Origin of the sequence: Collinsella sp. 1033st1_E11_1033SCRN_220408 (assembly GCF_039062465.1) — a bacterium.
In the GTDB taxonomy this organism is placed as follows: domain Bacteria; phylum Actinomycetota; class Coriobacteriia; order Coriobacteriales; family Atopobiaceae; genus Parolsenella.
Genome location: NZ_JBCLNF010000002.1, coordinates 16,447 through 41,131, shown reverse-complemented (window position 1 = coordinate 41,131; position 24,685 = coordinate 16,447). Strand labels below are relative to the sequence as shown.

The following is a 24,685-nucleotide window of genomic DNA, read 5'->3' as shown; positions in this document are numbered from 1 at the left end:
CGCTTCCGCCGATTCTGTAGCCAAGGAAAAACGGCCGCGGCAAACGCACCCGATCGCGGCCCGAGGAAAGGAAACGCCATGACCACCAACGATGCCGCCAAGACCCAGGTCCTCAACCGCCCCGCCGACCAGACGTCGACGCCCGATTTCCCCGCCTTTTCGGCGGGCTCCTCAGCCCAGACCCAGGTGCTTGAGCCCACGAGGCTCGGCCGCGTCGCCACGAGCGGCCTTACCCGTCGCTTCGCGAGCGTCGAACCCACAAACATCATCATCGCGGCGGACTGCAGCAGCTCGGTGCACAGCTCCATGGACTCCATCAACGCGGGTCTCGCGGGCATCAAGAGCTCCATCTGCAAGGATCCCGTCTCCGGACAGACCGCGCACGTCTCGGTTATCTCGTTTAGCAGCGAGGTCAAGGTCTGGCGCCTGCGTGACCAGGATTCTTCCCAGGGCCTCGACGAGGTCGACGCTGCCTTCGTCCCCGCTGCCGAGATGCCCGAGGTCGTTCTTCGCGCCAAGGGGGCCACGCACCTCAATGACGCCATTCTCAAGGCCGTTGAGCTCGAGCGCGAGCAGGTTCACCGCCAGGTTCGCCTCCATGGCCAGAACCCACGTCGCTCCCTGCTGATCATCCTCTCCGACGGCGCCGACTACCCGGGCAAGAACATCGACGCTGCGGCAGCGGCCCTCTCCACGGCCGTCGCCAAGGGCAAGATCAAGGTGATGTTCCTGGGCTTTGGCGACTACAAGCCCGAGATCGCCGAGCGTCTCGCGGGTAGCGACGGCTGGTTTGCCGCCGATGACGGCGCCTCGATCGACGACTTCCTCGAGCTCGCCGGCAAGTACGCCCGCGTTCTCTCCTCGGAGGAGCCGGGCAAGGTCCCCGCGGTGGGCACCAAGGTCGGAACTCCCGACAGCCCCATCAGGTTCTGCTCGCCCGCGGGCATGACCCTACGCGAGTACCTCGCCTCCTAGACGCCTCGCCGGCGGCCCGAGATTGGCCGTCGGCGTGTCGAGACCATCGATTGAGAGAAGGGCATATCCATGAGCTTGATGTGCTATCAGGCCTCCGTTCCCGGGACCTCCCACCTCGCCCTCGGCATCCCCAACCAGGACTCGTTCGCCGTTCGCATCGTGCGCTCGGGCTGGTCGAGCACGTGTGTGGCCCCCGGCGACACCCGCGTCCGTCGTGTTCGCGGCGACGAGTTCGTTGTGGCGGCGGTGGCGGACGGGCTCGGCTCGGCGGAGCTTTCGGACCTCGGGTCCGCCGCCGCGGCGACGGCGGCGGTTGAGGCACTCTCGCTGTCCGCGGCCACGTATCCCGGCCTTGCCGGGATTGACGACCTTAAGCTCGAGGGGGCCGTGCATCGCGCCCTTACCGCCGTTAATCGCAAGGCGGCCGAGGTCGGGGCCGATCCCGCCGCGCTGGCGACGACCCTCGCCCTGTGCGTCTGGGATGGCTATAGCGTGGCCTGGGCCTGTGCCGGGGACTCCGGCATCGTGGGCCTCTTCGCGGATGGCTACCACCCCCTCTGCCGCATGGACCGAGCCGGGCATCGCAACACGGTCTTCTCCCTGAGCGCGGATGACCACTGGCGGTTTGGGATGGTCGAGGGGGTCGAGGGCCTCGTCCTCGCCACGGACGGCATGCTCGAGCAGTTCGTGCCGGGCTTCGTCATGCCGGCGTCCGAGGCGGATGGGGACCTGGCCAACGTCGAGGTCAACGACCCATTGCTTGACCTGCTGCTGCGCCTCGATCCAGCCGACGCCGCTCGCCCCGAGGACCTGAGTGCCGCCGCCGAGAAGTTCCTCGGGGACCTTGACCCGATCGACGTCTATGACGACAAGACCGTGGTGGTCCTCTACGAGGCTCCCGGCGCCCGCGAGTGCGATGCGGACGTTGCCGCTGATCGCACCGCTTCCGAGAGGGTCATTGAGGACGAGGGACCCATCGGCAAGCAGCCGTTTGACGAGCCTGACGATGAGAGGCCCGTCTGGGGCCCCGGAGGCGAATCTGGTTTGGAACCCGACGCCGATCCTGATGCCGGTTCCGAGCCGGTTGGCGCTGGCCCTGCCGAGCCGGCCGCCGGTCACGCGCCCAAACCTGCACCCGAGCCCACCGACCCCGCACGCGAGGTTCAGGCCCTATCGTCACCTTAACTAGCAGGTGTTTGTTTGATTCGACCCGGCGCGGTGCCGTCGCCCGCTCCGTCCGAAGGAAGGAATGGCAATGGTTGTCTACACGAATGCCGGCCGCCCCGTGGTTCTTGCCGACGCCGGTTCAAGCGGTTCCGAGGGCGTCGTCTACAACGTCGTCGACGACCCGTGCTCGGTCGCGAAGATCTATCACGCCGATGACCCCGACATGTTCATCCATGAGGTCAAGGTCGAGGCGATGGCCAGGTGCCACCTCGTGCTCTGCGACAAGGCCCCTGACGCCATGGCGGCTCTCGCCTGGCCTTCCGAGGCGCTCTATAGAGATCCGGCCGCCACGGAGTTTGCGGGCTTCGTGATGCGACGCTTCCAGGGCGATCCGCTTCCCGTGGCCTGCGAGTATCCGGGTGCCGACGCCGCCGCCACGCGTCGCTCGCTGGTCGCCCTTAAGGGGCTGTGCCACGTCGTGGAATTCCTGCACCACATCGGCATCTGCGTGGGCGACTGGAACCCCTATAACTTCGTGGTGGGGGAAGATGGCCATGTCGGCCTTCTTGACGTCGACGGCTTCCACCTGGCGTATGACCGCGGCCTGGTCTATCCCTGCGGCGTCTGTGCCGAAGGTTACGTCGCCCCCGAGCTCGTCCGCGCCCAGCGCGAATGCGGCCTCGGTTATCGAGAGATGGCGCTGAAGGGCATTTCCACGTTCACGCCCGAGACCGATGAATTCGGCCTCGCGGTGGCGATCTTCCGCGCCCTCGACAATTGGGTCCATCCCTTCTCGGGTTCAGTCGACATCGGCCCCGACGACTCCTACGAGCGCCCAAGGCCCGTGGACGAGCTGGTGGCGGAAGGCGCCTCCCCGTTCGTCGGCACCGCGCCTGGTCTCAAGCTCAAGCCCTGGGCCCTGCCCCTGGAGTATCTCCCGCCACTCTTCCAGGAGGCCTTCCAGTGGAGCCTGTTCGACGATGACCCGAGCCGTCGCCTCGCGCCGGGCCAGTGGGAGCGCCTGCTGGGCGACTATCTTGACCAGCTTGTCGATTGTCCCTGCGGGCACGCGTACCACCGTGGCTTCAGCGCGTGCCCGTACTGCCAAGTCGAGGCCGAGATGGCCAAGGCCACCCCTGCGGCCGAGGCGGCGTGAGGATGGTCGCGCAGCTGCATCGCTCGGCCCTGGGGCCGGTCTCGCGTGTCTACTACGAGGAGATTCTCGACGCGCTCGCCACCTTCTCGCGCGAGGCGACGCTTCCTGGCGGCCTCGACCACACCGCCGCGTTCGAGGTGTTCCGTCTGGTGATGCACGACAACCCGCGCATCATCTGGGCAAATTCGTCCGCGACGACGATCGAGCGCGGGTCGCAGGGGGTAACGAGGATGTCTTTCTCCTACCTGCGCGACGAGGTCGAGGCGCGCTCGGAGCTCGACGCGATAGCCCGCAGCGCCGATCCGATCCTCGAGGCGGCTTCCTCCCTTCCCGCGGGGCTGGCGCGCGTCGCCGCCATCCATGACGGGCTGCTCAGCCTTGGCGCTGGCATCGAGGGCGGAGCCGATCTGCGAAACGCGGTCGGCGCGCTTGGCCGCGGGCACACCGGGGCCGTTTGCACGGGTTATGCCCGCGCGTTCAAGCTGCTGTGTGATGCGGCACATGTGCCGTGCGCCGTCGTGAGCGGGTGGGCTACGGGCGGGGACCGGCCCCTGAGGCGCGGTCGCGATGGCGAGACCAGCCATGCCTGGAACCTCGTCGACGTGTCCGCCGAGAGGGGTGTGCCGCCTCGCTGGGTGCATGTGGACGCCTATTGGGACGCGGAGCGCGACGGCTGGACTTGCAGCCACGCCTATCTCGGCCTGTCCGATGTCGAGGTCGCGCCAACCCACCTCGCCGCAGGCGTTGGCTTTAGCCCCGCGTGCGATGTCTCGGCGGGCTACTACGACGCCTTTGACCTCGAGGCGTGGGATATGGGTGGGGCGAGGGCGATCCTGCGGCGAGCACGCGGCGCCTCTTCCGTCGAGATGCGCCTGCCCTCGGGTGACGAAGGCGAGTTCAGGCGCTTCGCGCACGAGGTGGTCAAGCTGGCCACGAAGACCTGGCGCCATGACATTGCGTATCGGCTCGTCCCCGGACGCAACGTGCTTCTCTGCCGCAAGAGGTAGGGGTCGCCCGGACTCACGGGCCGGCGCCCCTCCGGCTGCTTCGGTACCGCCGAGATGGGCGACAAGGTCGTCGCTGCCCTGTAGAGTTGACAAAGGGACAGTCCCTTTGTCAACTCTACAGGGCAGCGACCTGCCGGACCTGCAAATGAACTGGGACCTGCAAAAGGGACAGTCCCTTTTGCAGGTCGCGGGTGGGGCGCTGGCGAGCCCTGGCGCTCGCCAGCCTTGCTCCGCCGGCCGTCTCGTTCCTACAGGAGCGAGTCGTTGCGGCTCAGGAAGAGCTTCTTCATGCCGGAGACGACGGCCGCGTAGCCGAGCACCATCGCGGCGAGGACGCCCCAGAACATCGGCGGCAGGCTGCAGAAGTCGAGTGTCGCGCCCAGCGCGCTCGCCGGCAGGAGCGTCGCGACGGCGATACCCATCGAGCCGAGCATCACGAGTGGCAGCGCCGCGCAGCTGCCCACGAACGGGACCTTCTCGGTGCGGATCAGGTGCACGACGAGGGTCTGCGTCCACATGCTCTCGACGAACCAGCCCGCCTGGAAGGTGCCGACGAACAGTGCCTGGCCCGCGGCGTCGAGCGTGCCCCAGGCGCCGCCCGCGACGGCGGGGCACACGAAGAAGAAGAGCGCCGCGAAGGTGAGGATGTCGAAGACCGAGCTCAGCGGGCCAAACGCGACCATGAAGCGGCGCACGGACGCGGTGTCCCAGCGCCGCGGGGTGCGGATGGCGTCCTCGTCGACGTTGTCCCAGGGGATGGCCGTGCAGGTGAGGTCGTAGATCAGGTTGAGCAGGAGGAGCTGGACGGCCGTCATGGGCAGGAACGGCAGCAGCGCCGCCGCCACGAGGACGCTCGCGATGTTGCCGAAGTTCGAGCTGACGGTCATCTTCACGTACTTGATCATGTTCGCGTAGGTGCGACGCCCGCACTCGATGCCGCGCTCGAGGACCATGAGGTCCTTCTCGAGCAGGATGATGTCGGCGGCCTCGCGGGCCACGTCGACGGCGGTGTCGACCGAGATGCCGCAGTCGCTCTCGCGCATGGCGGCGGCGTCGTTCACGCCATCGCCCATGTACGCGACGGCGTGGCCGAGGCCGCGGAGCGTGGCGACGACGCGCACCTTCTGGGAGGGGGAGAGCTTGGCGAAGATGCACGTCTGCTGAACGGCAGCCGCCAGCTCCTCGTCGCCCATGGCCTCGACGTCGGTGCCGGTGAGGACGTTGTCGGCGGGGATGCCGATGGCGCGGCAGACGTGCGCCGCGACGCGGCCGGAGTCTCCCGTGAGGACCTTCGTCTCCACGCCGTGGTCCAGAAGTGCCTTGATGGCGGCGGCGGAGCTCTCCTTGGGTGGATCGAGGAAGGCGAGGTAGCCGATGAGGACCATGTCCCGCTCGTCATCGACCGTGAGGATGCCGGTGCCGGCGGGGTTGTCCTTGCGGGCGACGCCGAGGACGCGCATGCCCTCGTCCGCGAGGTCCGCGCCGCGGGAGATGACCTTCTCCGCGAGCTCGTCGGTTAGGGGAAGGACCTGCCCGTCGACCTCGACGCGCGAGCAGATGCCGAGAATCTTCTCGAGGGCGCCCTTGGTCACCATGCGCGTGCGCCCCTTGGCGTCGCCCACGACGACGGAGAGGCGACGGCGCTCGAAGTCGAACGGAAGCTCGTCGATGCCGTGGTAGTACTCGGCCAGCTCCTCTGCCGTGACGGGGGTGCCCTTCGTCACGGCGTCGACCTCGTCGGTGCCCTCCGCGAGGGCGCGCTCGATAATCGCGTTGTCGACGAGGTTCTTCACGCCGGTCGAGAAGTAGCTGTTGAGGAAGGCATAGCGAAGGACGCGGGCGTCCTCGCGGCCGTTGACGTCGAGGTGGCGCTCGAGCACGATGCGGTCCTCGGTGAGGGTGCCGGTCTTGTCGGTGCAGAGGACGTCGACGGCGCCGAGGTCCTGGATCGAGTCGAGACGCTTGACGATGACGCGGGAGTGGCTGAGGTCGACGGCACCCTTGCCGAGGCAGGTGGTGACGAGCATGGGCAGCATCTCGGGCGTGAGGCCGACGGCGACGGAGAGCGAGAAGAGCAGGGCGTCAACCCAGTCGCCCTTCGTGACGCCGGAGATGACGAAGACCACCGGCAGCATGACGAACATGAGGCGCATGAGCAGGCGGCTCGTCGACTTGATGCCCACGTCGAACGAGGTCTCGCGCTTGCGGCCGACGAGCGTGCCCGTGGCCTCGCCAAACATCGTGCGGGCGCCCGTGGCGACGACGACGCCGCGCGCGTTGCCGGAGATGACGGTGGAGCCCATGAAGGCGAGGTCGGGGAGGTCGGTGATGGCCGTCGTGGCGACGTCGAGGTTCTCGAGGCCCGTGACATCGAGGCTCGCGCGCTTCTCGATGGGCTCGGACTCGCCGGTGAGCGACGCCTGGCTCACGAAGAGGTCGCGGGCGGCAAAGATGCGCAGGTCAGCGGGGACGATGTCGCCCGATGAGAGGTGGATGACGTCGCCGACGACGATCTCGTCGATCGGGGTCTCGTTTCCGCCGTCGCCGTCGCGCTCGACCTCGGCCGTGGACTCGACCATCTCCGCTAGGGACTCTGCGGCGACGGTGCTCTTCTCGTCCTGGACGAAGCGCAGTACGCCGGAGACGAGCACCATCGCTCCGATGATCAGTGGGGTGGAGAGGTCGCGTTCGGTGCCGGTGGCGAAGACCCAGTCTGTCAGGACCGAGACGATGGCGATGAAGACGAGGATGTAGGTGAAGGGGTCTGCGAAGGACGCAAGGAATCGGACCGGCAGCGGACGCTTGGCCGCCTGGGCGACGGAGTTCGCGCCGTAGAACTCGCGGGCTGTGTCGATCTGGTCAGACGCGAGGCCTTCTTCGGAACTGTTTATCTCGCAGAATAGCTCTGAAGAAGGAGCCGCGGCGGCGTGTCGCAGCCACTCCTGCTGTGCCTTGGCCTGGGACTCCCTCTTGGCGGAGGGCTTCTGCTTCTGGACGTCCGCGTGCATGCGAACGAAGAGGTCGCGCAGCATCATGGCGCACCTCGCAATCCCGGGATACTAAAAAGGCCCCGGCGCTTTGCCAGGGACCCCGGAGGCACAACGTGTGCATGCGCGCGATTATCTAGCTACTTAGCGTTTGGCCGTTAGCTGTGCGGCTGTCTTGCCGACAAGCTGTCTAGCTGCCGCTATGCGCGACGGGCGGCCGCCATCCCGAGGACGGGCGCCTCCTCCATGGACTTGAGGGTCTTGGGTTCGTGACTGTTGTTGCGACTATGACTGGAACCGTCGGACATGACGCACCTCCTTGGTGTCAGGGCCAGTGCCCATCGTTGCTGCGTCGGCTAAATGATAACAAATAGGGGGAGTTGGGTTATGTAAGGTTGCCGTAAGTCTGTCATTCCTAATTGTTACCAACCAGGGCGCGTTTATGCGTTGGCATGGGTGATAGGATGGGGCGGCTAGATAAATGGTAAGGATTGGGGTCTTATGAACGTTACCGACAACATTGCATACGTTGGCGTGAACGACCACGACATCGACCTGTTTGAGGGTCAGTACGATGTGCGTGTCAATGGCATGTCCTATAACTCCTACGTCGTCTTTGGTGACGAGAAGATCGCTGTTACGGATACCGTCGACGCCCACTTCACTGACGAGTGGCTGGCGAACCTCGACTCCGCGCTTGCGGGCCGCACGCCTGATTACCTCGTCGTTCATCACATGGAGCCTGACCACTCTGCGAGCATCGCCGTCTTCATGGAGCGTTACCCCGAGGCGACCGTCGTTGCCTCGGCGCCGGCGTTCAAGATGATGGTTGCCTACTTCGGCACTGACTATCCGGAGCGCAAGCTCGTGGTTAAGGAGGGCGCCACGCTCGAGCTGGGCGGGCGCAGTCTCACCTTCGTCGGCGCGCCCAACGTGCACTGGCCTGAGGTGCTCTTCTCCTATGTGCCCGAGGACAAGGTGCTCTTCTCCGCTGACGGATTCGGCAAGTTCGGTGCGCTCGACTCCGAGGACCCGGAGGGCTGGGCGTGCGAGGCGAGGCGCTACTATTTCGGTATCGTCGGCAAGTTTGGCAAGAACGTCCAGGCCGTGCTCAAGAAGGCCGCGAAGCTCGACATCGCGCACATCTGCCCGCTTCATGGCCCCGTGCTTTCTGAGAATCTTGGCTACTACCTCGACCTTTACAACACGTGGTCGAGCTATGAGCCGGAGGATAAGGGCGTGACCATCGCCTACTCCTCCGTCTATGGCAATACGAGGCAGGCGGCGCTCGAGCTCGCGGACGCGCTCAAGGCCCGCGGCCAGGAGGTTTCGGTCTTCGACCTCGCCCGTGACGACATGTCCGAGGCCGTAGAGGATGCCTTCCGCTATGATCGCCTCGTGCTGGCGAGCATCACCTACGCGGGCAGCATCTTCCCGCACATGAGCACGTTCCTTCACACGCTCGCCGAGCACGCCTACCAGAACCGTCGCGTCGCTCTCGTCGAGGCCGGTTCCTGGGCGCCGATGGCCGCCAAGGTCATGCGCTCCCAGCTCGAGGCGATGAAGGATATCGATATCTGCGAGAACGTCGTTACCGTCAAGGGTGCCGTCAACGATGAGACGCGTGCCCAGATCGAGGCGCTTGCCGAGGAGCTCGCGCGATAGGAGAGCAAGTGAAAGAGATGACCAAGACGACGGGAGCTTCCGCGCTGTCGCCTGCACGTCGCCGTATCTGCGTGGCCCTGCTCGTCGTCCTCGGCTTCTCTTTGGGTTGCTCTGAGTTCGCCGTCATAGGCGTCGAGCAGGAGATTGCCGACGCCTATGGCGTGACGCTTGCGGAGGCGGGCCAGCTCATCAGCTTTTTTGCGATGACGTATGCGTTCCTGACCCCGCTGCTCACCCTTGCGACGGGCCGCTTCAAGCGCTTCCATCTCGTCGTTGCCTACTCGGCGGTGTTCTGCGTCGCCAACCTCGTTCAGTCGCTTGCTCCGACGTTTGGCATTCTCCTCGTGAGCCGCGTGCTTATCGGCGCCGTCTCTGGAACGTTTTTGGGCGTGGGTATCACGTTCATCCCCGAGCTCGTCGACCCGAAGCGGACGTCCGCGATGATCAGCGTGGTTTACGCCGCGTTCTCCGTGGCGATGGTTGTCGCAACCTCCGCCGGCAAGGCCCTGGCCGCTCTCTCCGACTGGCGCATCATCATGTGGGCCGCGCTTGCGCTCGCCCTCGTGACGTGTGCCGCTCTTATCGCATTGCTTCCGCGCGAGGGTGCCACGGACGAGCCCGCGACTGCCGGCGAGCAGGTGCGCCTCCTCTTCGAGCCGCAGGTCATGACGGGTATCGCCATCTTTGTCTTTGGTGTGGGCTCGATTTACGTGTTCTATGGGTATGTCACGCCTTATCTCGAGACGGTCCTCGGGATGTCTCCGCTTGCCGCGAGCGCCACGCTGATGGCGTATGGCGCGGGTACGTTTGCGTCGAACCTGCTCTCCGGCTGGGTTGATTCTCGCTTCGGAATTCGAGCGCTTTGCGTGACCTTCCCCATGCTTTCCGTCGTGCTGCTCACGCTCTGGCTCGCGGGTTCCTCGCAGCCGCTGGGCCTCGCATGTGTCATGGCGATATCGCTGCTCATGTACATTGCGTCCGTGCCCTGTATCTCGATGTTCATCAACACGGCAATGCGCAAGCACCCCAAGGCGCTCACGCTCGCGAGCTCTCTCGAGGCGACGGCGTTCAACATCGGCATCGCATTTGGCACGGCGGTCGGCGGAGTCATCGTGAGCGACCTCGGGCTTGCGAACGTTGGCGCTGTGGGCGCCGTGTTCGCGCTGGTGGCGCTTGGGCTCGTGCTGGTCACCATTCCGCTCGAGCGCCGTTCGAGGGCGAAAGCCTAGCATGAAGGAGCGCTCGACAGATGCCTGCCGCCGTGCGCCGGGTGTGGGCGGGCCCGGCGCCGAGGGCCGCTGGCCCTCGTGGTTGCCGCGCCCCGTTCGCCTCTCGGATGGGTGGGGCTTCGTGCGCCAGGTCCGCGACCACGATGGCGAACCCGTGCGGGTGCTGCAGACGGGAGGCGTCTACCAAAGCGCCACCTACCTCGACGAACGCCGCATGGAGCCCGTGTTCTCCTACTACCGCGCCTTTGACCACGCCTTCACGCTGCGCCCCGATACGCGTCGCGTCCTCATGATCGGTGGCGGTGGCTACGCGTGGCCCAAGCACGTGCTCGCGACGCGCGATGATGTCTCGCTCGACGTGGTTGAGATCGACGCGTCCGTGACCGAGGTCGCGCGCCGCTGGTTCTTCCTCGACGAGGCGATGTCCGCCCATCCGGGTCGCTGCCGCCTCATCACGGAAGACGGGCGAGCTTTCCTCGAGGATGGTGCCGCCTCTGGGCGCGAGCCGTATGACTTGATTGTGCTCGATGCATTCGACGGGTCCGAGCCCGTGCGCGCACTCGCGACCGTCGAAGCCGCGCGGGCGGTGCACGCCAACCTTGTGTTGGATGGCTTGGCGCTCGCAAACGTCGTCTCCGCGGAGGCGGGAACGGACATCGAGTTCCTCCGAGACATCGCCGCATCGTTTACCGAGGTATTCGCCCATGTGTACGTGATGCCCTGCGAGGACGACCCCTTTGCGGTGGAGGATAACTACCTGCTCGTTGCGACTGATGCCAACTGGCCAGCTCCGGATGCGATTCCCTTCGACGAGGAGTTCCTCGGCGAGCCGATGTACGACTAGTCGCTCAGAGCCTTCTCGTCAGTCGAACCAGGGGATGTCGACGCCGGGGACTCCACCGCCGGACAGAAGTTCCGCGCTCGTGGCGTAGGGCTCCCATTCGTTGACGCGGCTCCTCATGCCTTGGACGTCGAGGACGCCCTCCGCGAAGCCCTTTCGCACGAGCTCGGGCGGGAGCAGGCTGTCGTACTTCTCGAAAACCGGGACCTCCGTCGGGCCGAGGAGGTCGAGGGGGTCGAAGGGTTTGTTCGCCTCGTCGATGAGGGTTCGAAAGAACTCGCCGGGGCCCGCGCTCATGCGGAACTGCAGGTAGTAGGGGCGAGTCGGGTCAAGGCCCTTGATGCCGAGCTGTTTTGCGCACTTGTGTTTGATGAGGCGCTCGAGGGCGAGGAACGCGTAGCTTCCAAGCCAGGGTAAGAGTGCCCACGTGTCTTCCCCTAGGTTGATGAGGGGCGTGCGATCTATGTCCGCGCCGGCGGCTGCGCGGCGCGCGACGGCGAGACGTACCGTTGCGTTGCGCATGAGGAACGGATAGTTGCAGCGCTCCTCAAGGACGCGACGCATGCGCTCGAGCACGCGCGTGTGGATATCGCCGGCGCACTCGCCAAAATAGGCGGGCACGCGGCCCTTGATCTTTGTGACGTAGACGACGAGACGCTTGTGATCGACCTCGTCGACCATCCAGGTGGCGCCGGCGATGGCGACCTTGCCGCCCGGGGGCGGCGGCGCGACGAGCGTGCCAAGATCTGCTGAGTCGCTGCGGACGGTGTACTCGATGTTCTCCTGAAAGACGCCGTAGAACTTGTACGAGTTGACGACGCGTTCTCCGGCGAGGCCGACGATGAACGTCCCCGCCTCCGTGAGCTCGAGGTAGTCCGTCTCGAGGAGATGGCGGAGCAGGACCTTGAAGTCATCCGGACTCACGCGCCTGAACACGGTGAGGTTGAGCACCCTGCCCGCAAGCTCGCTCGCGGAGAGCTCCCCCTCGCTGGCGAGCGTGGCAAGCGTCTGGTGAAGCAGGAGGCTGTAGGGGAGGCGGTCGAGGCGAGGCGGCTCGACCCAGCGCTCCTCGAGGTAGAGCTGGACGAGGGCGATGCCCTGGAGCAACTTCCACGGGATGGTCTCCGGGAGGAGGGCCCTGACGTCAGGGTGATCCTCGCGCATGACGAACCACATCTCGGGCGGGCGCTCCCGGCGGCCGGTGCGACCCATGCGTTGGAGGAACGCGCTCACCGTGAAGGGGGCGTCGATCTGGAAGGCGCGCTCGAGTCGCCCGATATCAATTCCCAGTTCAAGGGTGGCCGTGGTAACCGTGGTCATGCACTGCGTCTCGTCGCGCATGAGGTCCTCCGCGGACTCGCGAATCGAGCTCGAGAGGTTGCCATGGTGGATCAGGAAGCGATCCGGCTCGTGCGCGAGCTCGCAGTAACGACGGAGTTCCGTGCAGTAGGCTTCCGCGTCCTCACGGGAGTTGGCGAAGAGCAGGCATTTCTTGTTGCGTGAGTGCTCGAAGACATAGCCGAGTCCGGGGTCGGCCTCCTTGGGGGCGGCGTCTGTGGCGACGTCAAGCGTGGGACAGATGAAGAAGTCGTCGTCGATCTCGTCGGGTTCGATGGGGGACGGGGCGGCGAGGGAGGTTTCGTCGCCTCTTGAGGCGACAGCGGGGCCAGACACGCGGCCGCCGTCTTCGCCTGTGGTCTCTACGCTGCCGGTGTTTGTGGGGCCAGCATCGGCATCGCTTGTGGAGCCAGCGCTAGCGCCGTTTGCGGACTCGGCGTAGCCTGCGGACCCGGTATTGCTTGCGGGTCCGGCGCTGCTGCTTGACGCCTTGCGAGCGTCCGCTGCCCTTCGTGACGCGTCGAAATCGCGAAGCGAGCGCAGCGCTTCGGCGAGCGAGGCGTCTCCCGCCTGGTCTCCATCGAGGTAGAAGTGCTCCATTGAGAGGTTCCATACGCGTTCAGGCTCCTGAACGCGCGGAACCACCCATCCTCGACCCGTGCCTGCGGATAGGAATGCGCCGACGGCATCCGGGTCGCCGATCGTGGCGGAAAGCCCGATGCGGCGCGGGTTGACGCCCGCGATGCGACCGAGGCGTTCGATGAGCGAAATCGTTTGGCCGCCACGGTCTCCGCGTAGAAGCGAGTGGACCTCGTCGATTACGACGAAGCGAAGGTCGCTGAACAGATGCGGGATGGCCGAGTGCTTATGGAGTAGAAGCGCCTCGAGTGACTCTGGCGTGATCTGGAGGATGCCGCTCGGCTTCTTGAGGAGCTTGGCCTTGTGGCTCGAGGAGACGTCTCCGTGCCAGCGCCAGACGGGGATGTGCGCCTCGTCACAGAGATCCCCCAGGCGGAGGAACTGATCGTTGATGAGGGCCTTGAGGGGGCCGATGTATATGGCGCCCACGCTCGCGGGAGGGTTCTCGTCGAAGAGCGTGAGGATGGGGAAGAACGCGGCCTCCGTCTTGCCGGACGCGGTTGACGCGGTGAGCAGGACGTTGTCATCCGTGTTGAAGATGGCTTCGGCGGCAGCCACCTGGACGCCACGGAGGCTCTCCCAGTCGTGGTCATAGATGAAGTCCTGGATGAAGGGTGCATAGCGAGAGAAGGTATCCATCAGAGCTTGAACCCGGAGAAGTCTCTGCTGGATGTGCCTTCGGCAGGACGGCTCGCGCCTGCGATGGTGGAGGCCGTGCCAGCGGCTGCCGAGCTCGACGGCGCGGCACCCGCGAGCGTTACGCCCCCGCTCTGTGTCGCCACGCTTGCCGTGTTACCGGCTGCCGACGTGGTGACGACCGGTGCGCCGGTGTCACTCGGCATGCCGCCGGCTGCCGACGTGGTGGTGACCGGTGCATTGACATTGCTCGGCATGCTGGCGCCGCCGGACACATCGGTTGCGAGAATGCTCTCGATTGTGGTGCCGGGGTTCTGGTGGAGGATGTCGAGAAGCTCGACGAAGTCGCGGATGACCTCGCGCGGGGTGAGGTGGGTATCCGCGCCGACACGCCCGTACTCGAGCTGGAGGAACCTGACGAGGTCCCCCGTGCCAAGCGTGCGCTCATATCCGAAGTAGCCTGCATGAATATCCGAGAGCTTCTCCGTCAGGACGAGAAGCTCCTCATAGGTGAGGGGATTCAGCTTGATGACGGGTGCGAGCATGTCATACATGCCCTCGCGGGCGAAGCGGCCCTCTGCCAAGCGCGAGCGCAGGGCTTCGTACGAGTAGACTCCGCGGCGGCGGTCCTCGATTGATTGCGGAGTGCCGCCCATGATGATGCCCAGGTGGTGCGCCTTGCCCTGGAGCGTGTCGTTGTACATCGTGAGGATCTTCTCGTAGTTGTACTGGCGTGTGATGGCGTTGGGAATCTTGTAGAGGTTCACCAGCTCATCGATGAGGACGAGCATGCCCTGATAGCCGGCGCCCACGAGGAACTGCGCGAGGAGCTTGAGGTAGTCATACCAGTCGTCGTCGCCGATGCAGCAGGAGATGCCGAGCTCGCCACGGGCCTCGGTCTTGGTGCGGTACTCGCCGCGGAGCCACCTGAGGACGGCGGCGCGGCGCTCGTCATCCCCCTGGGCGCTGGCCTCGTGGTAGGCGCGCAGGATACGGGCGAAGTCGAACCCGTGGACCATCTCCTCGAGCGGGGCGCATGCTGCGGCGAGAGCTGCCTCCGCGCCGGCGGGGGAGGCGTCAATGGTGGCGACCCAGCGATCGAGCACGAGCTGGAGCGCGCCGCCCTCCGGACGCGTCTTGGTCGAGAGGTTGCGAATGAGCTCGCGATAGGTAGCGAGGCCCTGTCCGGCGGTACCCTGGAGGCGACGCTCCGGCGAGAGGTCTGCGTCCGCAACGACGAAGCCCTTACCCATGGCATGAGTGCGTATGGTTTGAAGCAGGAAGCTCTTGCCCGCGCCGTAGCGACCTACGAGGAAGCGGAAGCTGGCACCGCCGTTGGCGATAAGGTCGAGGTCATGGAGGAGGGCGCGAATTTCAGTCTCGCGGCCGACCGTCACGTAGGGCAGACCGATGCGCGGCACCACGCCGCCTTTGAGCGAGTTGATGATGACGGCGGCGATGCGCTTGGGCACGCGCGGCTTGGCGGTGGGCGCATCGGCGGATAGCGCCATCTGGCTTGTGTTTTCACTCATAGGAGAGGGCCTCCCTCACGTCTTCTGCGTAGTCGTCGATGATAGCGGGCATGCCGGACACTAAACCGTCGAACTCGAGCGCGGTATCTCCAAGCAAGTCGAAGAGCTTCTCGTTGATGGAGTCCACGAGCATGTCGAGCGATGTGCCTGCGGGAACCTCCCATGGGGTGCCATCGAGAAGTGACTGAAGAAGCTCGAGCTCAATGGCGGTGAGGCCATAGGGCGCCGGCGCTGTTTCCGCGGAAGACGCCCCGGCGGGTGCTGCGACCTGCGGCGTGGGGGTCGCAGGCGACAGCGCCTCTGCCGCGGACGACACGGCCACTGCTGCCGCCGACGCCGCCTCTGCCGCGGGCGACACGGCCACTGCTGCCGCCGACGCCGCCGCTGCCGCGGGCGACACCGCCGCTGCTGCCGCCGACGTCACTGTCGCGTCCGACACAGCCTCATCCTCTCGCTCTTCGTCGATGAGGAGCGAATCGCACGTGGCGTTTGCCGCGGCGCGAATGCCGGCGAGCTGGGAGAGGTCGACCCGAACGGCCCTTGCCTCGCGAACCGCCTCCCAGGCGAGGCGGTTCTCTATCTGCTCCGCGATGATCTTGTCGAGGTACTTGGGTGCATCCTTCTTGGTGAGCGGATGGGGATAGTCAATCGCGACACGCAGGCGCTGGTCGATTAGACGGAGAATGGCTCCGAGCTTGGAGCTGCGTTTGGCGGTGGTCAGGAATCCTTCGTGATACCAGCGTCCCTTGGCGCAACCGTAGCGATTGCATGGGCTTATCTCGTAGATCGTGTCTTCGTGGGGGCTACCCGTCCAGAAGACGGCGTTCATGAACATGACGTAGGGGAAGGCCTGTGAGCTGCCGAAAAGATCTTCGACAAGGCCGGATTTGCGGTGCTTCTCGTAATAGAGGGCAAGCTCAGCGATAACGGAGCAGGTCACATGGCGGAGCGTCTCCGGACGGTCGCGATAAAGGCGACTTACGCGTGGCCGGTAGGTGGACAGCGGGTCGAGTGCGGAGAAGAGCCGCTCCTCCTCCGGCCTGTCTGCGCCAGCGAGAGCCATTGCCCGCGCATCTTGTTTGCGAGGCTTTTTCTGGGGCGTCGCCGCCATCCAAGAGCCGAGGGACTCCGTGAGGCTGACGAGTGCTTCGTCAAAGGCGGTATTTACGTACGGAGCGAGGTAGGACGTGTCAAGCCCATGCCAGACCGCGTAATCGCGGAGCCAACGCGTCACGTAACGTTGCAGCTCGGGGTAGGTGTCCTCGTGAGTCTTCCAGAAATGCTCGATGGCAAGGAAACCCTGCTCAGCCCTAGTGAGACCTTCGCGGCTACGCCCGATGGGCTCGAGTTCGATGCCAATGCTGGCGATTAGCTCATAGAGGTGAACGAACGCAAAGGAGAGGGGCGCTTTAGGGGTCTCCTCTCCGCGACGGACGGCGCTTCTCCATGAGAAATAGCCTCTGAGCTGGCGGTCATTCATATCCACGTAAGTGGGGAAATAGCGCTCGAACGAGCCGTGATACTCGACGTCGTCCTCGTAATCCTCCATGAAGAGCGCTTGCTTGGTGAAGAGCTGGGCGCCAATCATCACACGACCTTCGGGCGAGAGCGCCATCTCGCGCATCTCTTGGATGCGCGGGGGGATGTAGCTGGCCATTTGGGAGCCGCGCATGAGGATGGGCTCATCCGTGAAGACGCGGTCCACGAAGTCGCTGCGGCGGAGGCTGGGGCTCTGGAGGAGCATGTCGAGCACTTCTTGAGCGGTAGATCGCATCATGCCTCCCTCCCGAGCCAGCCTTAGGGACGCCTATGATAGCACTGATTGCGAACATCTGTTTGACTAGCTTCTCCCGGGCAGCACGATGGAATCCAGGCCTTGGGCAAGAACCAGGCCGCGCGCCAGAACCAGGCTGCGGGCTGGAGCCGGGCTTTGGACCGCTTGAGCTTAGAACCAGGGGAGCCCCGCGCATACGGCGGCGATGACCACAGCAGGCAGCATGTTTGCCGGCTTGAAGGTACGAGGCCAGATGAGGTTGATCCCTACGCAGAAGATGAGGACTGAGCCTACGAGGGTGAGGTTGGCGAGCGCCGCATCGGACAGGACCGGGGCGATAAGCGTGGCGAGTGCCGTGACGAGTCCCTGGAAAACGCCAACCGAGAGCGCGGAGAAGATGCAGCCCCTGCCCATAGACGCCGCCATCGTGCAGACGATGATCGCGTCGATGGAACCTTTGAGCGCGAGGGCGGACCAATCGCCCGCAAGGCCGTCTTGGATGGAACCCACAATGGCCATCGCGCCGACCGAGAGGGTGAGCGATGCGGTGACGAAGCCGTCGACGAAGCGGGGGTCGCCGGAGCTGCCAGTGTGGTCGCGCAGCCATTTTCCGAGGTCATCGAAGCGAGCGTCGATGTCGATGACCTCGCCGATGACCGTACCGAGCGCCATCGACACGACAAGCATCATCGTGCCCGTCGTGGAGAGGAGAACGGTTCCGTCTTCCGCAACGGTGGCGACGAGCATGTGCTGGAGCGTGCCTGCGATGCCAACGAATACGATGCACGCGCCGCATGCGCGGAGAAGCGCGTCTTGCAGGCGCTCCGTGACGAGCGAGCTGGCGGCGAGGCCGATGAGCCCGCCGATAATGATCAGGGTGACGTTGATGAGGGTACCGAGGCCGGGCATTGGGCTCCTTAACTGGTTTGCGCGGTCCTTTAGTATACAGGCGGCCGACAAGCGGCATCTGCGCTCGCGCCTCGATTCTTGCGATGCGTGCGGTATGGATGGCGCGTATAGTAGCCTCAAACCCGAGAAACGGAGGACACATGGTCTACCCTGACAGGATTGTCGACTTCGCCTTCTGTCCTTATCCCTGCTACCAATACCTGGCAGATCTGGCTGACCCCGAGGATTGGGGCCCGGATAACAGGATATTGCTCAACTACATCGACTTCACGTACCGTCGTGCCGCGTACCTGCAGGAACGTGTCGATGAAGAGGGGAGAGGGAAGTCCTTCATCGTGTCGGATGGCGATTTCGCCTGTTTCAATACGGGGCTTTTCACGCCGCGCTTCGAGGCGATATACGCATTGTTCCAGCCCAACAATCGCCCGGGTGCCCAGCCATGGTTCCTCAAGGGCTTCTTTAAGTCGAGCGACTTGGCGCTGTCAGAGGTTGACGTGCTTCCTGCCCGCGTTCATTACACTGATAACCCCGCAGACCTCATTTATGATTTCCACCTGCGGGTTCGTCCGAATATCGATCATATTTTGGGCGATGAGAACAACTTGGCTCGCATCCCGGAACAACTTCGTGGCGAGGAAAACGAGTGCTTACTGCGCCGGGCCTTTGAGGGCGCCGTTGCGGAGGCCGAGCGTCGCGCGGCTGCGAACTACACCATTGCGGTGCCGCAGTACTACAACGGGCGCATCCAGCTGCTTCTGCCACTTCGCCTTACGGGTAACCAGCCGGAGCTCGCACTGACTATCTGTCGTGAGGACGGGTTCTATTCTGCGCGAACGTGTCTTACGCTCGATATGGCATACAACAATGCGCGTCAGATTTGCCGTCCGATGGCGAGTTGGCTGGCAAAGTAGGGCCAGGAAACTGAGCGTGTGTCAGGTGGGACGCGGCAAAACCGCGCCCCACCTGTTTTTAACCGGGTTTGACGCCCTGAAACGATGCCGCTTGATGACCAAGAGCCATGTTGTGCGCTTTGCGTTGCGTGCGAACGCCGCGTGTGCCCCGCTTCGCCAGTAGTTACCGTTCGCCTCTTCGGGCAGGTGACGGCCTGGGCCATGCTGGTTGGCTTATCAGGCAGACTTATGTAATCCCATTCGATCGAATGGATACAATAACCGCAGGTGGCCGGGCCTAGTACGGGAGAGGGCGTCATGGCACGCGTAAAGAAGACCATGCTTTGGCGTGACGTCCTCGCCACGTTCAAGAAGTCAAAGGGGCGCTTCTGCTCCATCGTTTGCCTTATCGCCCTGGGCTCTTTCGCTCTCGTGGGCCTCAAGGTTGCGGGTCCGGATATGCGCGCGACTTCCGCCCGATTCTTCGACCGCTACGACATGGCAGACGTTACCGTTATTGGCGACCTTGGCCTTGACGCCGATGACCAGGCGGATGTCAAAGCGACTCCCGGCATTCGCGAGGTCGAGTTCGGCTACCTCAAGGACGTTACGATTGCGGACACCAATGACTCCATTCGACTCGAGTCGGTCCCTGAGCGCGTAAGTCAGTTTGAGATCGTTGACGGTCGCATGCCTTTGGCTCCTGACGAAATAGCCGTCGACTCCTTCCTCGCGGATCGTTTTCCGCTCGGCTCGATGATCGACCTGGTCGAAAAGGCCGGCATGGGTGGCAGCACGGTGCTGACGCAGACGCATTTCCGCGTTGTGGGACATGTGAGCTCGACGGAGATCATCGCGAGCGTGAACAAGGGCAAGACAATGGTGGGAACGGGCGACCTTACGGGATATGCCGTGGTAACGCCCGACGTCTTCAATGCGGGCTATCGCATGGTTGCGCGCCTTACGTTTGATGACACCGAGGGCCTTGACCCGTATGGCGCGGAGTATCTCGCACGCGTCTCGGCTCATAAGGAGGAGCTTGCCACCGTGCTCGCACACGCACCGCAGCGCCGTCTTGCTGCGGTACGCGCGGAGTTCGATGACAAGATCGCTGACGGCCAGGCGACCCTCGACAGCGCTCGTCAGCAGCTCTCCGATGCCAAAGCAGCGCTAGATGATGCTGCCGCGAGACTCGCAGATGGACAAGTGACCCTCGATGACACTTGGTCACAGCTTGAGGCAGCTGCCGCGCGGCTGGCGGGTGCGCGCGAAACGCTTTTCGCTTCCCGCGATCGTCTTGCAGATGCCCGCGCCCAGCTAGACGAAGGAGAGCGGCAGCTTGCCGAGGCGCACTCCCAATACGCGGCGTCCGTCCAGGCTCTCGATGACGCCAAGGTGGCAGCGGAGCAGCAAACGGCTCAGGTGCAGGCGCAGATTGATGCCCAGCGTGCGGACGTTGCGCAAAAGAGGGATCAGCTCGAGCTGGCGCACGCCGCCGGCCTCATCGACGACGCGAGCTACGTCCAGCAGTCGGCACAGCTCGATGCCGCTGAGCAGCAGCTTTCCGCGGCTCAGGTGGCTCTTGACCAGCAAGTCGCGAACGGTCAGGCGGAGTTTGCCGCCAAGCAGCAGGAACTCGATGCCGTCTCCGCGCAGATTGACGCAAACGCCGAGAAGCTATCCGCAAGCCAGGCTGAGTACGCTGCCGGCAAGGCCACCTATGACGCCGGCATGGCCGAGTACAACGAGGGACTTGCTGCCTATCAGCGGGGCCGCGCCGCGTATGACGAGGCGGCGGGTACGCTTGCCCAAAAGCGCTCCGAGTACGAATCCGCTCTCGCGGAGTACAACGACGCCTTGCCCGATGCCGAGCATGAGATCGCCGATGGCGAAGCCTCCCTCGTCGATGCGCGCGAGCAACGAGATTCCATCGACCAACCGGCTTACGCCGTCGACTCGCGTCGAGAAACCCCGGGCTCAGAAGGCTATAAGACCTACAGCAGCGTGAGCGAGATCGTCGATTCTCTCGCGGACGTCTTTCCCTACTTTCTCTACCTGGTGGCGGCACTCGTGGCATCGACCACGATGACTCGCATGGTGGATGAGGAACGCGTGAACTCCGGCACCCTCAAGGCCTTGGGGTACCGTGACCGCGACGTCATGCTTAAGTTTGTGGTCTATGGGGCTACGGCGGGAGGCATTGGCGCGCTTGTCGGCATCGCACTCGGCCATACGCTGATGCCATTCATCGTCTTTAGCGCCTATGGTTCGAAGTTCGTGCTGCCACCCATCGAGATGCACTTCCACCCGCTGGTGAGCGCGGCTGCCTTTGCGCTGGCCCTGGCCGTCTCGGTTGGCCCGGCGGCAGCGGTGGCCAAGCGAAGCCTAGCGGAGAAACCCGCCCAGCTCCTTCTCCCCAAAGCTCCGGCCGCCGGCTCGAAGGTCATCCTCGAGCGCGTCTCACTGGTGTGGAATCGTCTCAACTTTACGCAGAAGGTCACCTGCAGAAACCTCCTTCGCTACAAGAAGCGCATGCTCATGACCGTCATTGGCGTGGCGGGCGCCGTATGTCTCATGTTCTGCGGCTTTGCCGTTCGCAACTCCATCAACGGCCTTGCCGAGGCTCAGTTTGGCGACATCATCGGCTATGACTTAATCGTTGCCGAGAATAGCCACGTGAGTGAGGATGAGCGCGCGGGGATAGATGCCGAGCTCGCCTCCGGTGCCGTCGCCAGCCACCTGCCTGTGCGCTACGAAAGCGTGACCAAGCGGGGTGGCGCCAAGGGCGATGACCAGAAGATCAATCTCCTTGTCCCGGAGGACGCGAGCGCTTTTGCTGGTTATCTGCGCATTCGCGAGCGCTCGACCGGTAGGACGCTCGAGCTTTCCCCGGACGGCGCCGTGATTTCCGAGCGCCTCGCGAACCTCATTGGCCTGCGCGTAGGGGATACCCTCACGTTCAAGGACGCGGATGGCCGCGAGTGCAGCGTGCGTGTGGCTGGCATCTGCGAGATGTACATGGAGCACTTCATGTTCATGAGTGCGGAGGCCTACCAGAACTGCTTCGGCAAGCCCTTGGAGACGAATGCCTTTGTCGTGAACCTGACGGATGACGGCACGACGGCGATTCGCTCCGAGGCGGCGCGCTTCATGAGCCTTTCGGGCGTGATGGGGTGTGTGCAGAGTGCGGCGCTTATCGACCAGATCAACGTCGTGGTGAAGTCCCTCAACATGATTATGGGCGTGCTTATCGTGGTGGCGGTGCTGTTGGCGGTGGTAATCGTCTATAACCTCGTGACCATCAACGTGGCCGAGCGCATCCGCGAGCTATCCACGATCAAGGTCCTTGGGTTCTATCCACGCGAGGTCACGATGTACATCTATCGCGAGACGATCATCAACTCGTGTCTCGCGCTGCCGGTTGGCTGGCTACTCGGCTGGATGCTGCAGCAGTACATCATCGCCGCCATGCCGCCGGAGAACGTGATGTTCGATCCTGCTTGCGGGTGGCTCCCGTTCGTGGTGTCGACGGTCGTCATCGTGCTCGTGGTTGCGGCGATGTATGCTGTCGTCAACCGGTACCTGCGCCGCGTCGACATGCTCGAGGCGCTCAAGAGCGTGGACTAGGCGGAAACGAGAATCGCGGTTAGCTACAGATCCAGGACGAAAAGGACCGGCAGGGGAGCGTCCCCTGCCGGCCACGTAGTAGTGCGTGCAAACAATATATGTGCGCGAAGATATGTGCGCGAAGAGGTTGGCATTGGAACCGGCGCACATCTTGCGCGGCCTGCCGCCTTGCAATCCCTAGAAGGAGTCGTTGCCAGAAGCCCTCTGCTGCTCGATGCGCTTCTTGTGGATAGCGCGACGCGCGTTGAGCCAGCACAGCAGAACCGTAAAGGCCTGGTCAACCTCCTCGTCCGTGTACTGAGACCTCACGATGGACATCGACTCGCCAAAGTGAATCGCATCATAGTGCTCATGCGCGGCGTTGAGCTCGAGGCCCTTCTCGCTCAGCTCGAGGAACTGGCGGTTGTCCATACCCTCCGCTTTGTTCTTGACGATAAGGCCGCGCGCGACGAGTCTGTTCACGATTTGGGAGAACGCGCCCTTGGTCTTGCCAAATGCGAGCGCCATGTCGGTGAGCGTGACGCCCGGGTGATCGGCGATGTACTTGATGACGTGGGTCTCCCAGGCGGTGTATGCCTCGCCGGTGCCGTAGTCATGGGGCTTCTTCGTTCCGGAATAGAAAGAAGACATCTGATGGAGGATGTCACATGCCGTGACGTCGTCAATGGGGTGACGAATGCCGTCATTGGGTACTGGCTGCGTCATATGCAACCTCCCTTCATTCGAGGTAATCGAACAAGTTTACTACTAAAACATACAGTATTAATAGGGGAATGGCGATACCGTTCGCGGCCGATAAACTACCGTTCATAGTTTAAGCGTAAAACAACGCAAGTTAGCGTCTAAACTTCGGCGATGTAGATGCTAAACAACGCCATGGCAAGCCAGTTCGCATCCGTCGTTCTATAACCTCAAAGAAAAGAGGAAGTGAGTCGATGAGTCCTGCAATCTCTGTTCTTCTGACGCTGATTTACATCGCGTTCGTCGTGCGTTGCGTCCTGAAGAAGGTCAACTCCGTCTTCATCTTCATGATGTCCGGCATCGCCGTCCTCATGGCCTACTCTGCCTTCACCGGCACCTCCGTCCTCGGTGAGGACACCACCGGTAACATCCTCCTCGACTGCGTCGTGTTCGCGAAGAACTGCTTCTCCAAGAACATGAGCGGCGTCGGCCTCACGCTTATGATGGTCACCGGCTACGCGATGTACATGACGCACATCGGTGCCTCCACCAAGCTGGCCTTCCTCGCCACCAAGCCCCTCGGTGGCATCAAGAACCCCTACATCGTTCTGAGCTTCCTGTTCCTCATCGGCTGCGCTCTTAAGCTCGTTATCCCCAGCGCTTCCGGCCACGCGATGCTCCTTATGTCCATCGCCTTCCCGATCATGATCTCCCTTGGCATCAGCCCGCTCTCCGCGTGCACCGCCGTCGTCATGGGCAGCTTCCTTGACTGGGGCCCCAACGACTCCTCCGCCATCTTCGCCGCTGAGAAGGTCGTCGGCATCCCGATGATTGACTACTTCATGCAGTGGCAGCTCCCCGTTGGCGTCATCCTGTCCGTCATCGCCGCCATCCTTCTTCCCATGTGGCTCAACCACTGCGACAAGAAGGCCGCCGCTGCCGAGGGTGTCCAGGAGCTTCAGCACGAGGCCGTCAAGGATTCTGACTGCCCGGTTTGGTACTCCATCTTCCCGGTTGCCCCGCTCGTCATCATCATTGCCTGCGCCTTCAGCCCCATCAAGATGGACGTCGCTGTCGCGAACCTGCTCTGCCTGCTCGTCGTCTTCCTCATCGAGCTTGTCCGTAAGCGCGACAAGGCCGTCACCGACGACATGAGCTTCGTCATGAAGGAGATGGGTGGCGCCTTCGCTCGCGTCGTCTCCATCCTCTCTGCCGCCGCCATCTTCGCTGAGGGCATCAAGCTCCTCGGTGGCCTGACGGTCGTCTCCGGCCTCCTCGCCGAGGCCAACGGTGCCCCGATCATCGTCGTCCTCTGCATGTCCTTCATCACGTTCTTCGGTGCCTTCATCCTCGGCTCCGGCAACGCCTCTTGGTACGCCTTCGGCCCGCTCGTCCCGGATATGTGCGCCACCATGGGCATGACCACCCAGAGCATCGCCGTCCCGATGCAGCTCGCCACCGCTATGGGCCGCTCCATGTCCCCCGTCGCCGGTGTCATCATCGCCACCGCTGGTATGGGCGGCATCGACCTGCAGGATCTCTCCAAGAGCTGCATGATCCCCTGCATCACCATGTTCCTGCTGAACGTCATCATCGGCTACGGCTGGACCCTGTTCTTCTAGGCCATTCGCA

At 63.8% G+C, this 24,685-nt stretch carries 16 protein-coding genes; 10 read left to right on the top strand and 6 right to left on the bottom strand.

Annotation, left to right across the window (positions count from 1 at the left end; translation table 11 throughout):
* The first annotated feature begins 78 nt into the window (after positions 1-78).
* The 4 genes from ABCN07_RS02080 (at position 79) to ABCN07_RS02065 (ending at position 4,305) form a co-directional block, all read left to right on the top strand.
* A complete protein-coding gene (locus ABCN07_RS02080; RefSeq protein WP_343005196.1) occupies positions 79-975 on the top strand; it encodes a VWA domain-containing protein in 897 nt (298 codons plus the stop codon).
* A 69-nt stretch (positions 976-1,044) separates the two neighbouring features.
* A complete protein-coding gene (locus ABCN07_RS02075) occupies positions 1,045-2,160 on the top strand; it encodes a protein phosphatase 2C domain-containing protein (protein WP_343005195.1) in 1,116 nt (371 codons plus the stop codon).
* Between the two features lie 70 nt (positions 2,161-2,230).
* On the top strand, positions 2,231-3,298 hold the full coding sequence (locus ABCN07_RS02070; protein WP_343005194.1) for a hypothetical protein: 1,068 nt from the start codon (positions 2,231-2,233) through the stop codon (positions 3,296-3,298).
* Between the two features lie 2 nt (positions 3,299-3,300).
* Complete coding sequence (locus ABCN07_RS02065) at positions 3,301-4,305, top strand: transglutaminase domain-containing protein (RefSeq protein WP_343005412.1); 1,005 nt, start codon at positions 3,301-3,303, stop codon at positions 4,303-4,305.
* Between the two features lie 248 nt (positions 4,306-4,553).
* On the opposite strand, the gene mgtA is transcribed toward ABCN07_RS02065, so the two are convergent.
* The gene (gene mgtA / locus ABCN07_RS02060) at positions 4,554-7,340 is read right to left on the bottom strand and encodes a magnesium-translocating P-type ATPase (protein WP_343005193.1); all 2,787 of its coding nucleotides are present in this window, start codon (positions 7,338-7,340) and stop codon (positions 4,554-4,556) included.
* Positions 7,341-7,793: 453 nt separating this feature from the next.
* On the opposite strand from mgtA, the gene ABCN07_RS02055 reads away from it, so the two are divergent.
* The 3 genes from ABCN07_RS02055 to ABCN07_RS02045 are packed head-to-tail and all read left to right on the top strand — an operon-like array spanning position 7,794 to position 11,030.
* A complete protein-coding gene (locus ABCN07_RS02055) occupies positions 7,794-8,957 on the top strand; it encodes an FprA family A-type flavoprotein (RefSeq protein ID WP_343005192.1) in 1,164 nt (387 codons plus the stop codon).
* Positions 8,958-8,974: 17 nt separating this feature from the next.
* Positions 8,975-10,186: an MFS transporter gene (locus ABCN07_RS02050; protein WP_343005411.1), complete on the top strand. Its 1,212-nt coding sequence runs from the start codon at positions 8,975-8,977 to the stop codon at positions 10,184-10,186.
* Between the two features lies 1 nt (position 10,187).
* Complete coding sequence (locus ABCN07_RS02045) at positions 10,188-11,030, top strand: fused MFS/spermidine synthase (RefSeq protein ID WP_343005191.1); 843 nt, start codon at positions 10,188-10,190, stop codon at positions 11,028-11,030.
* A gap of 18 nt (positions 11,031-11,048) precedes the next feature.
* Here the strand turns inward: ABCN07_RS02045 and ABCN07_RS02040 are convergent, their stop codons facing one another.
* The 4 genes from ABCN07_RS02040 to ABCN07_RS02025 all read right to left on the bottom strand — a co-directional run bounded on the left by ABCN07_RS02040 (position 11,049) and on the right by ABCN07_RS02025 (position 17,855).
* Positions 11,049-13,643, bottom strand: a complete 2,595-nt coding sequence (locus ABCN07_RS02040; RefSeq protein ID WP_343005190.1) for a DEAD/DEAH box helicase — start codon at positions 13,641-13,643, stop codon at positions 11,049-11,051.
* Complete coding sequence (locus tag ABCN07_RS02035) at positions 13,643-15,172, bottom strand: ATP-binding protein (RefSeq protein ID WP_343005189.1); 1,530 nt, start codon at positions 15,170-15,172, stop codon at positions 13,643-13,645. The genes ABCN07_RS02040 and ABCN07_RS02035 overlap by 1 nt, the downstream gene beginning before the upstream one ends.
* On the bottom strand, positions 15,165-16,949 hold the full coding sequence (locus ABCN07_RS02030) for a TerB N-terminal domain-containing protein (RefSeq protein ID WP_343005188.1): 1,785 nt from the start codon (positions 16,947-16,949) through the stop codon (positions 15,165-15,167). The genes ABCN07_RS02035 and ABCN07_RS02030 overlap by 8 nt, the downstream gene beginning before the upstream one ends.
* Positions 16,950-17,117: 168 nt before the next feature.
* On the bottom strand, positions 17,118-17,855 hold the full coding sequence (locus ABCN07_RS02025; protein ID WP_343005187.1) for a DUF554 domain-containing protein: 738 nt from the start codon (positions 17,853-17,855) through the stop codon (positions 17,118-17,120).
* Between the two features lie 140 nt (positions 17,856-17,995).
* Between ABCN07_RS02025 and ABCN07_RS02020 the strand changes: the two genes are divergently transcribed.
* Positions 17,996-18,766, top strand: coding sequence for a DUF3825 domain-containing protein (locus ABCN07_RS02020; RefSeq protein WP_343005186.1), 771 nt, complete (start codon positions 17,996-17,998; stop codon positions 18,764-18,766).
* Positions 18,767-19,063: 297 nt separating this feature from the next.
* Positions 19,064-22,372 (top strand): FtsX-like permease family protein, encoded by a 3,309-nt coding sequence (locus tag ABCN07_RS02015; RefSeq protein ID WP_343005185.1) that lies wholly within the window; start codon positions 19,064-19,066, stop codon positions 22,370-22,372.
* A gap of 177 nt (positions 22,373-22,549) precedes the next feature.
* Here the strand turns inward: ABCN07_RS02015 and ABCN07_RS02010 are convergent, their stop codons facing one another.
* Positions 22,550-23,077 (bottom strand): helix-turn-helix domain-containing protein, encoded by a 528-nt coding sequence (locus tag ABCN07_RS02010; RefSeq protein ID WP_320680076.1) that lies wholly within the window; start codon positions 23,075-23,077, stop codon positions 22,550-22,552.
* Positions 23,078-23,307: 230 nt separating this feature from the next.
* Here ABCN07_RS02010 and dcuC point away from each other — a divergent pair, with 230 nt between their 5' ends.
* Positions 23,308-24,675 (top strand): C4-dicarboxylate transporter DcuC, encoded by a 1,368-nt coding sequence (gene dcuC, locus ABCN07_RS02005; protein WP_343005184.1) that lies wholly within the window; start codon positions 23,308-23,310, stop codon positions 24,673-24,675.
* The last annotated feature ends 10 nt before the right edge of the window (positions 24,676-24,685 follow it).

Coding starts and splice junctions, on each gene's coding strand:
- ABCN07_RS02070 (WP_343005194.1), top strand. CDS start 2,231: ATGGTTGTCTACACGAATGCCGGCCGCCCCGTGGTTCTTGCCGACGCC.
- ABCN07_RS02025 (WP_343005187.1), bottom strand. CDS start 17,855: ATGCCCGGCCTCGGTACCCTCATCAACGTCACCCTGATCATTATCGGC.
- ABCN07_RS02055 (WP_343005192.1), top strand. CDS start 7,794: ATGAACGTTACCGACAACATTGCATACGTTGGCGTGAACGACCACGAC.
- ABCN07_RS02075 (WP_343005195.1), top strand. CDS start 1,045: ATGAGCTTGATGTGCTATCAGGCCTCCGTTCCCGGGACCTCCCACCTC.
- ABCN07_RS02080 (WP_343005196.1), top strand. CDS start 79: ATGACCACCAACGATGCCGCCAAGACCCAGGTCCTCAACCGCCCCGCC.
- dcuC (WP_343005184.1), top strand. CDS start 23,308: ATGAGTCCTGCAATCTCTGTTCTTCTGACGCTGATTTACATCGCGTTC.
- ABCN07_RS02065 (WP_343005412.1), top strand. CDS start 3,301: ATGGTCGCGCAGCTGCATCGCTCGGCCCTGGGGCCGGTCTCGCGTGTC.
- ABCN07_RS02045 (WP_343005191.1), top strand. CDS start 10,188: ATGAAGGAGCGCTCGACAGATGCCTGCCGCCGTGCGCCGGGTGTGGGC.
- ABCN07_RS02015 (WP_343005185.1), top strand. CDS start 19,064: ATGGCACGCGTAAAGAAGACCATGCTTTGGCGTGACGTCCTCGCCACG.
- ABCN07_RS02040 (WP_343005190.1), bottom strand. CDS start 13,643: ATGGATACCTTCTCTCGCTATGCACCCTTCATCCAGGACTTCATCTAT.
- ABCN07_RS02010 (WP_320680076.1), bottom strand. CDS start 23,077: ATGACGCAGCCAGTACCCAATGACGGCATTCGTCACCCCATTGACGAC.
- ABCN07_RS02035 (WP_343005189.1), bottom strand. CDS start 15,172: ATGAGTGAAAACACAAGCCAGATGGCGCTATCCGCCGATGCGCCCACC.
- ABCN07_RS02050 (WP_343005411.1), top strand. CDS start 8,975: ATGACCAAGACGACGGGAGCTTCCGCGCTGTCGCCTGCACGTCGCCGT.
- mgtA (WP_343005193.1), bottom strand. CDS start 7,340: ATGATGCTGCGCGACCTCTTCGTTCGCATGCACGCGGACGTCCAGAAG.
- ABCN07_RS02020 (WP_343005186.1), top strand. CDS start 17,996: ATGGTCTACCCTGACAGGATTGTCGACTTCGCCTTCTGTCCTTATCCC.
- ABCN07_RS02030 (WP_343005188.1), bottom strand. CDS start 16,949: ATGATGCGATCTACCGCTCAAGAAGTGCTCGACATGCTCCTCCAGAGC.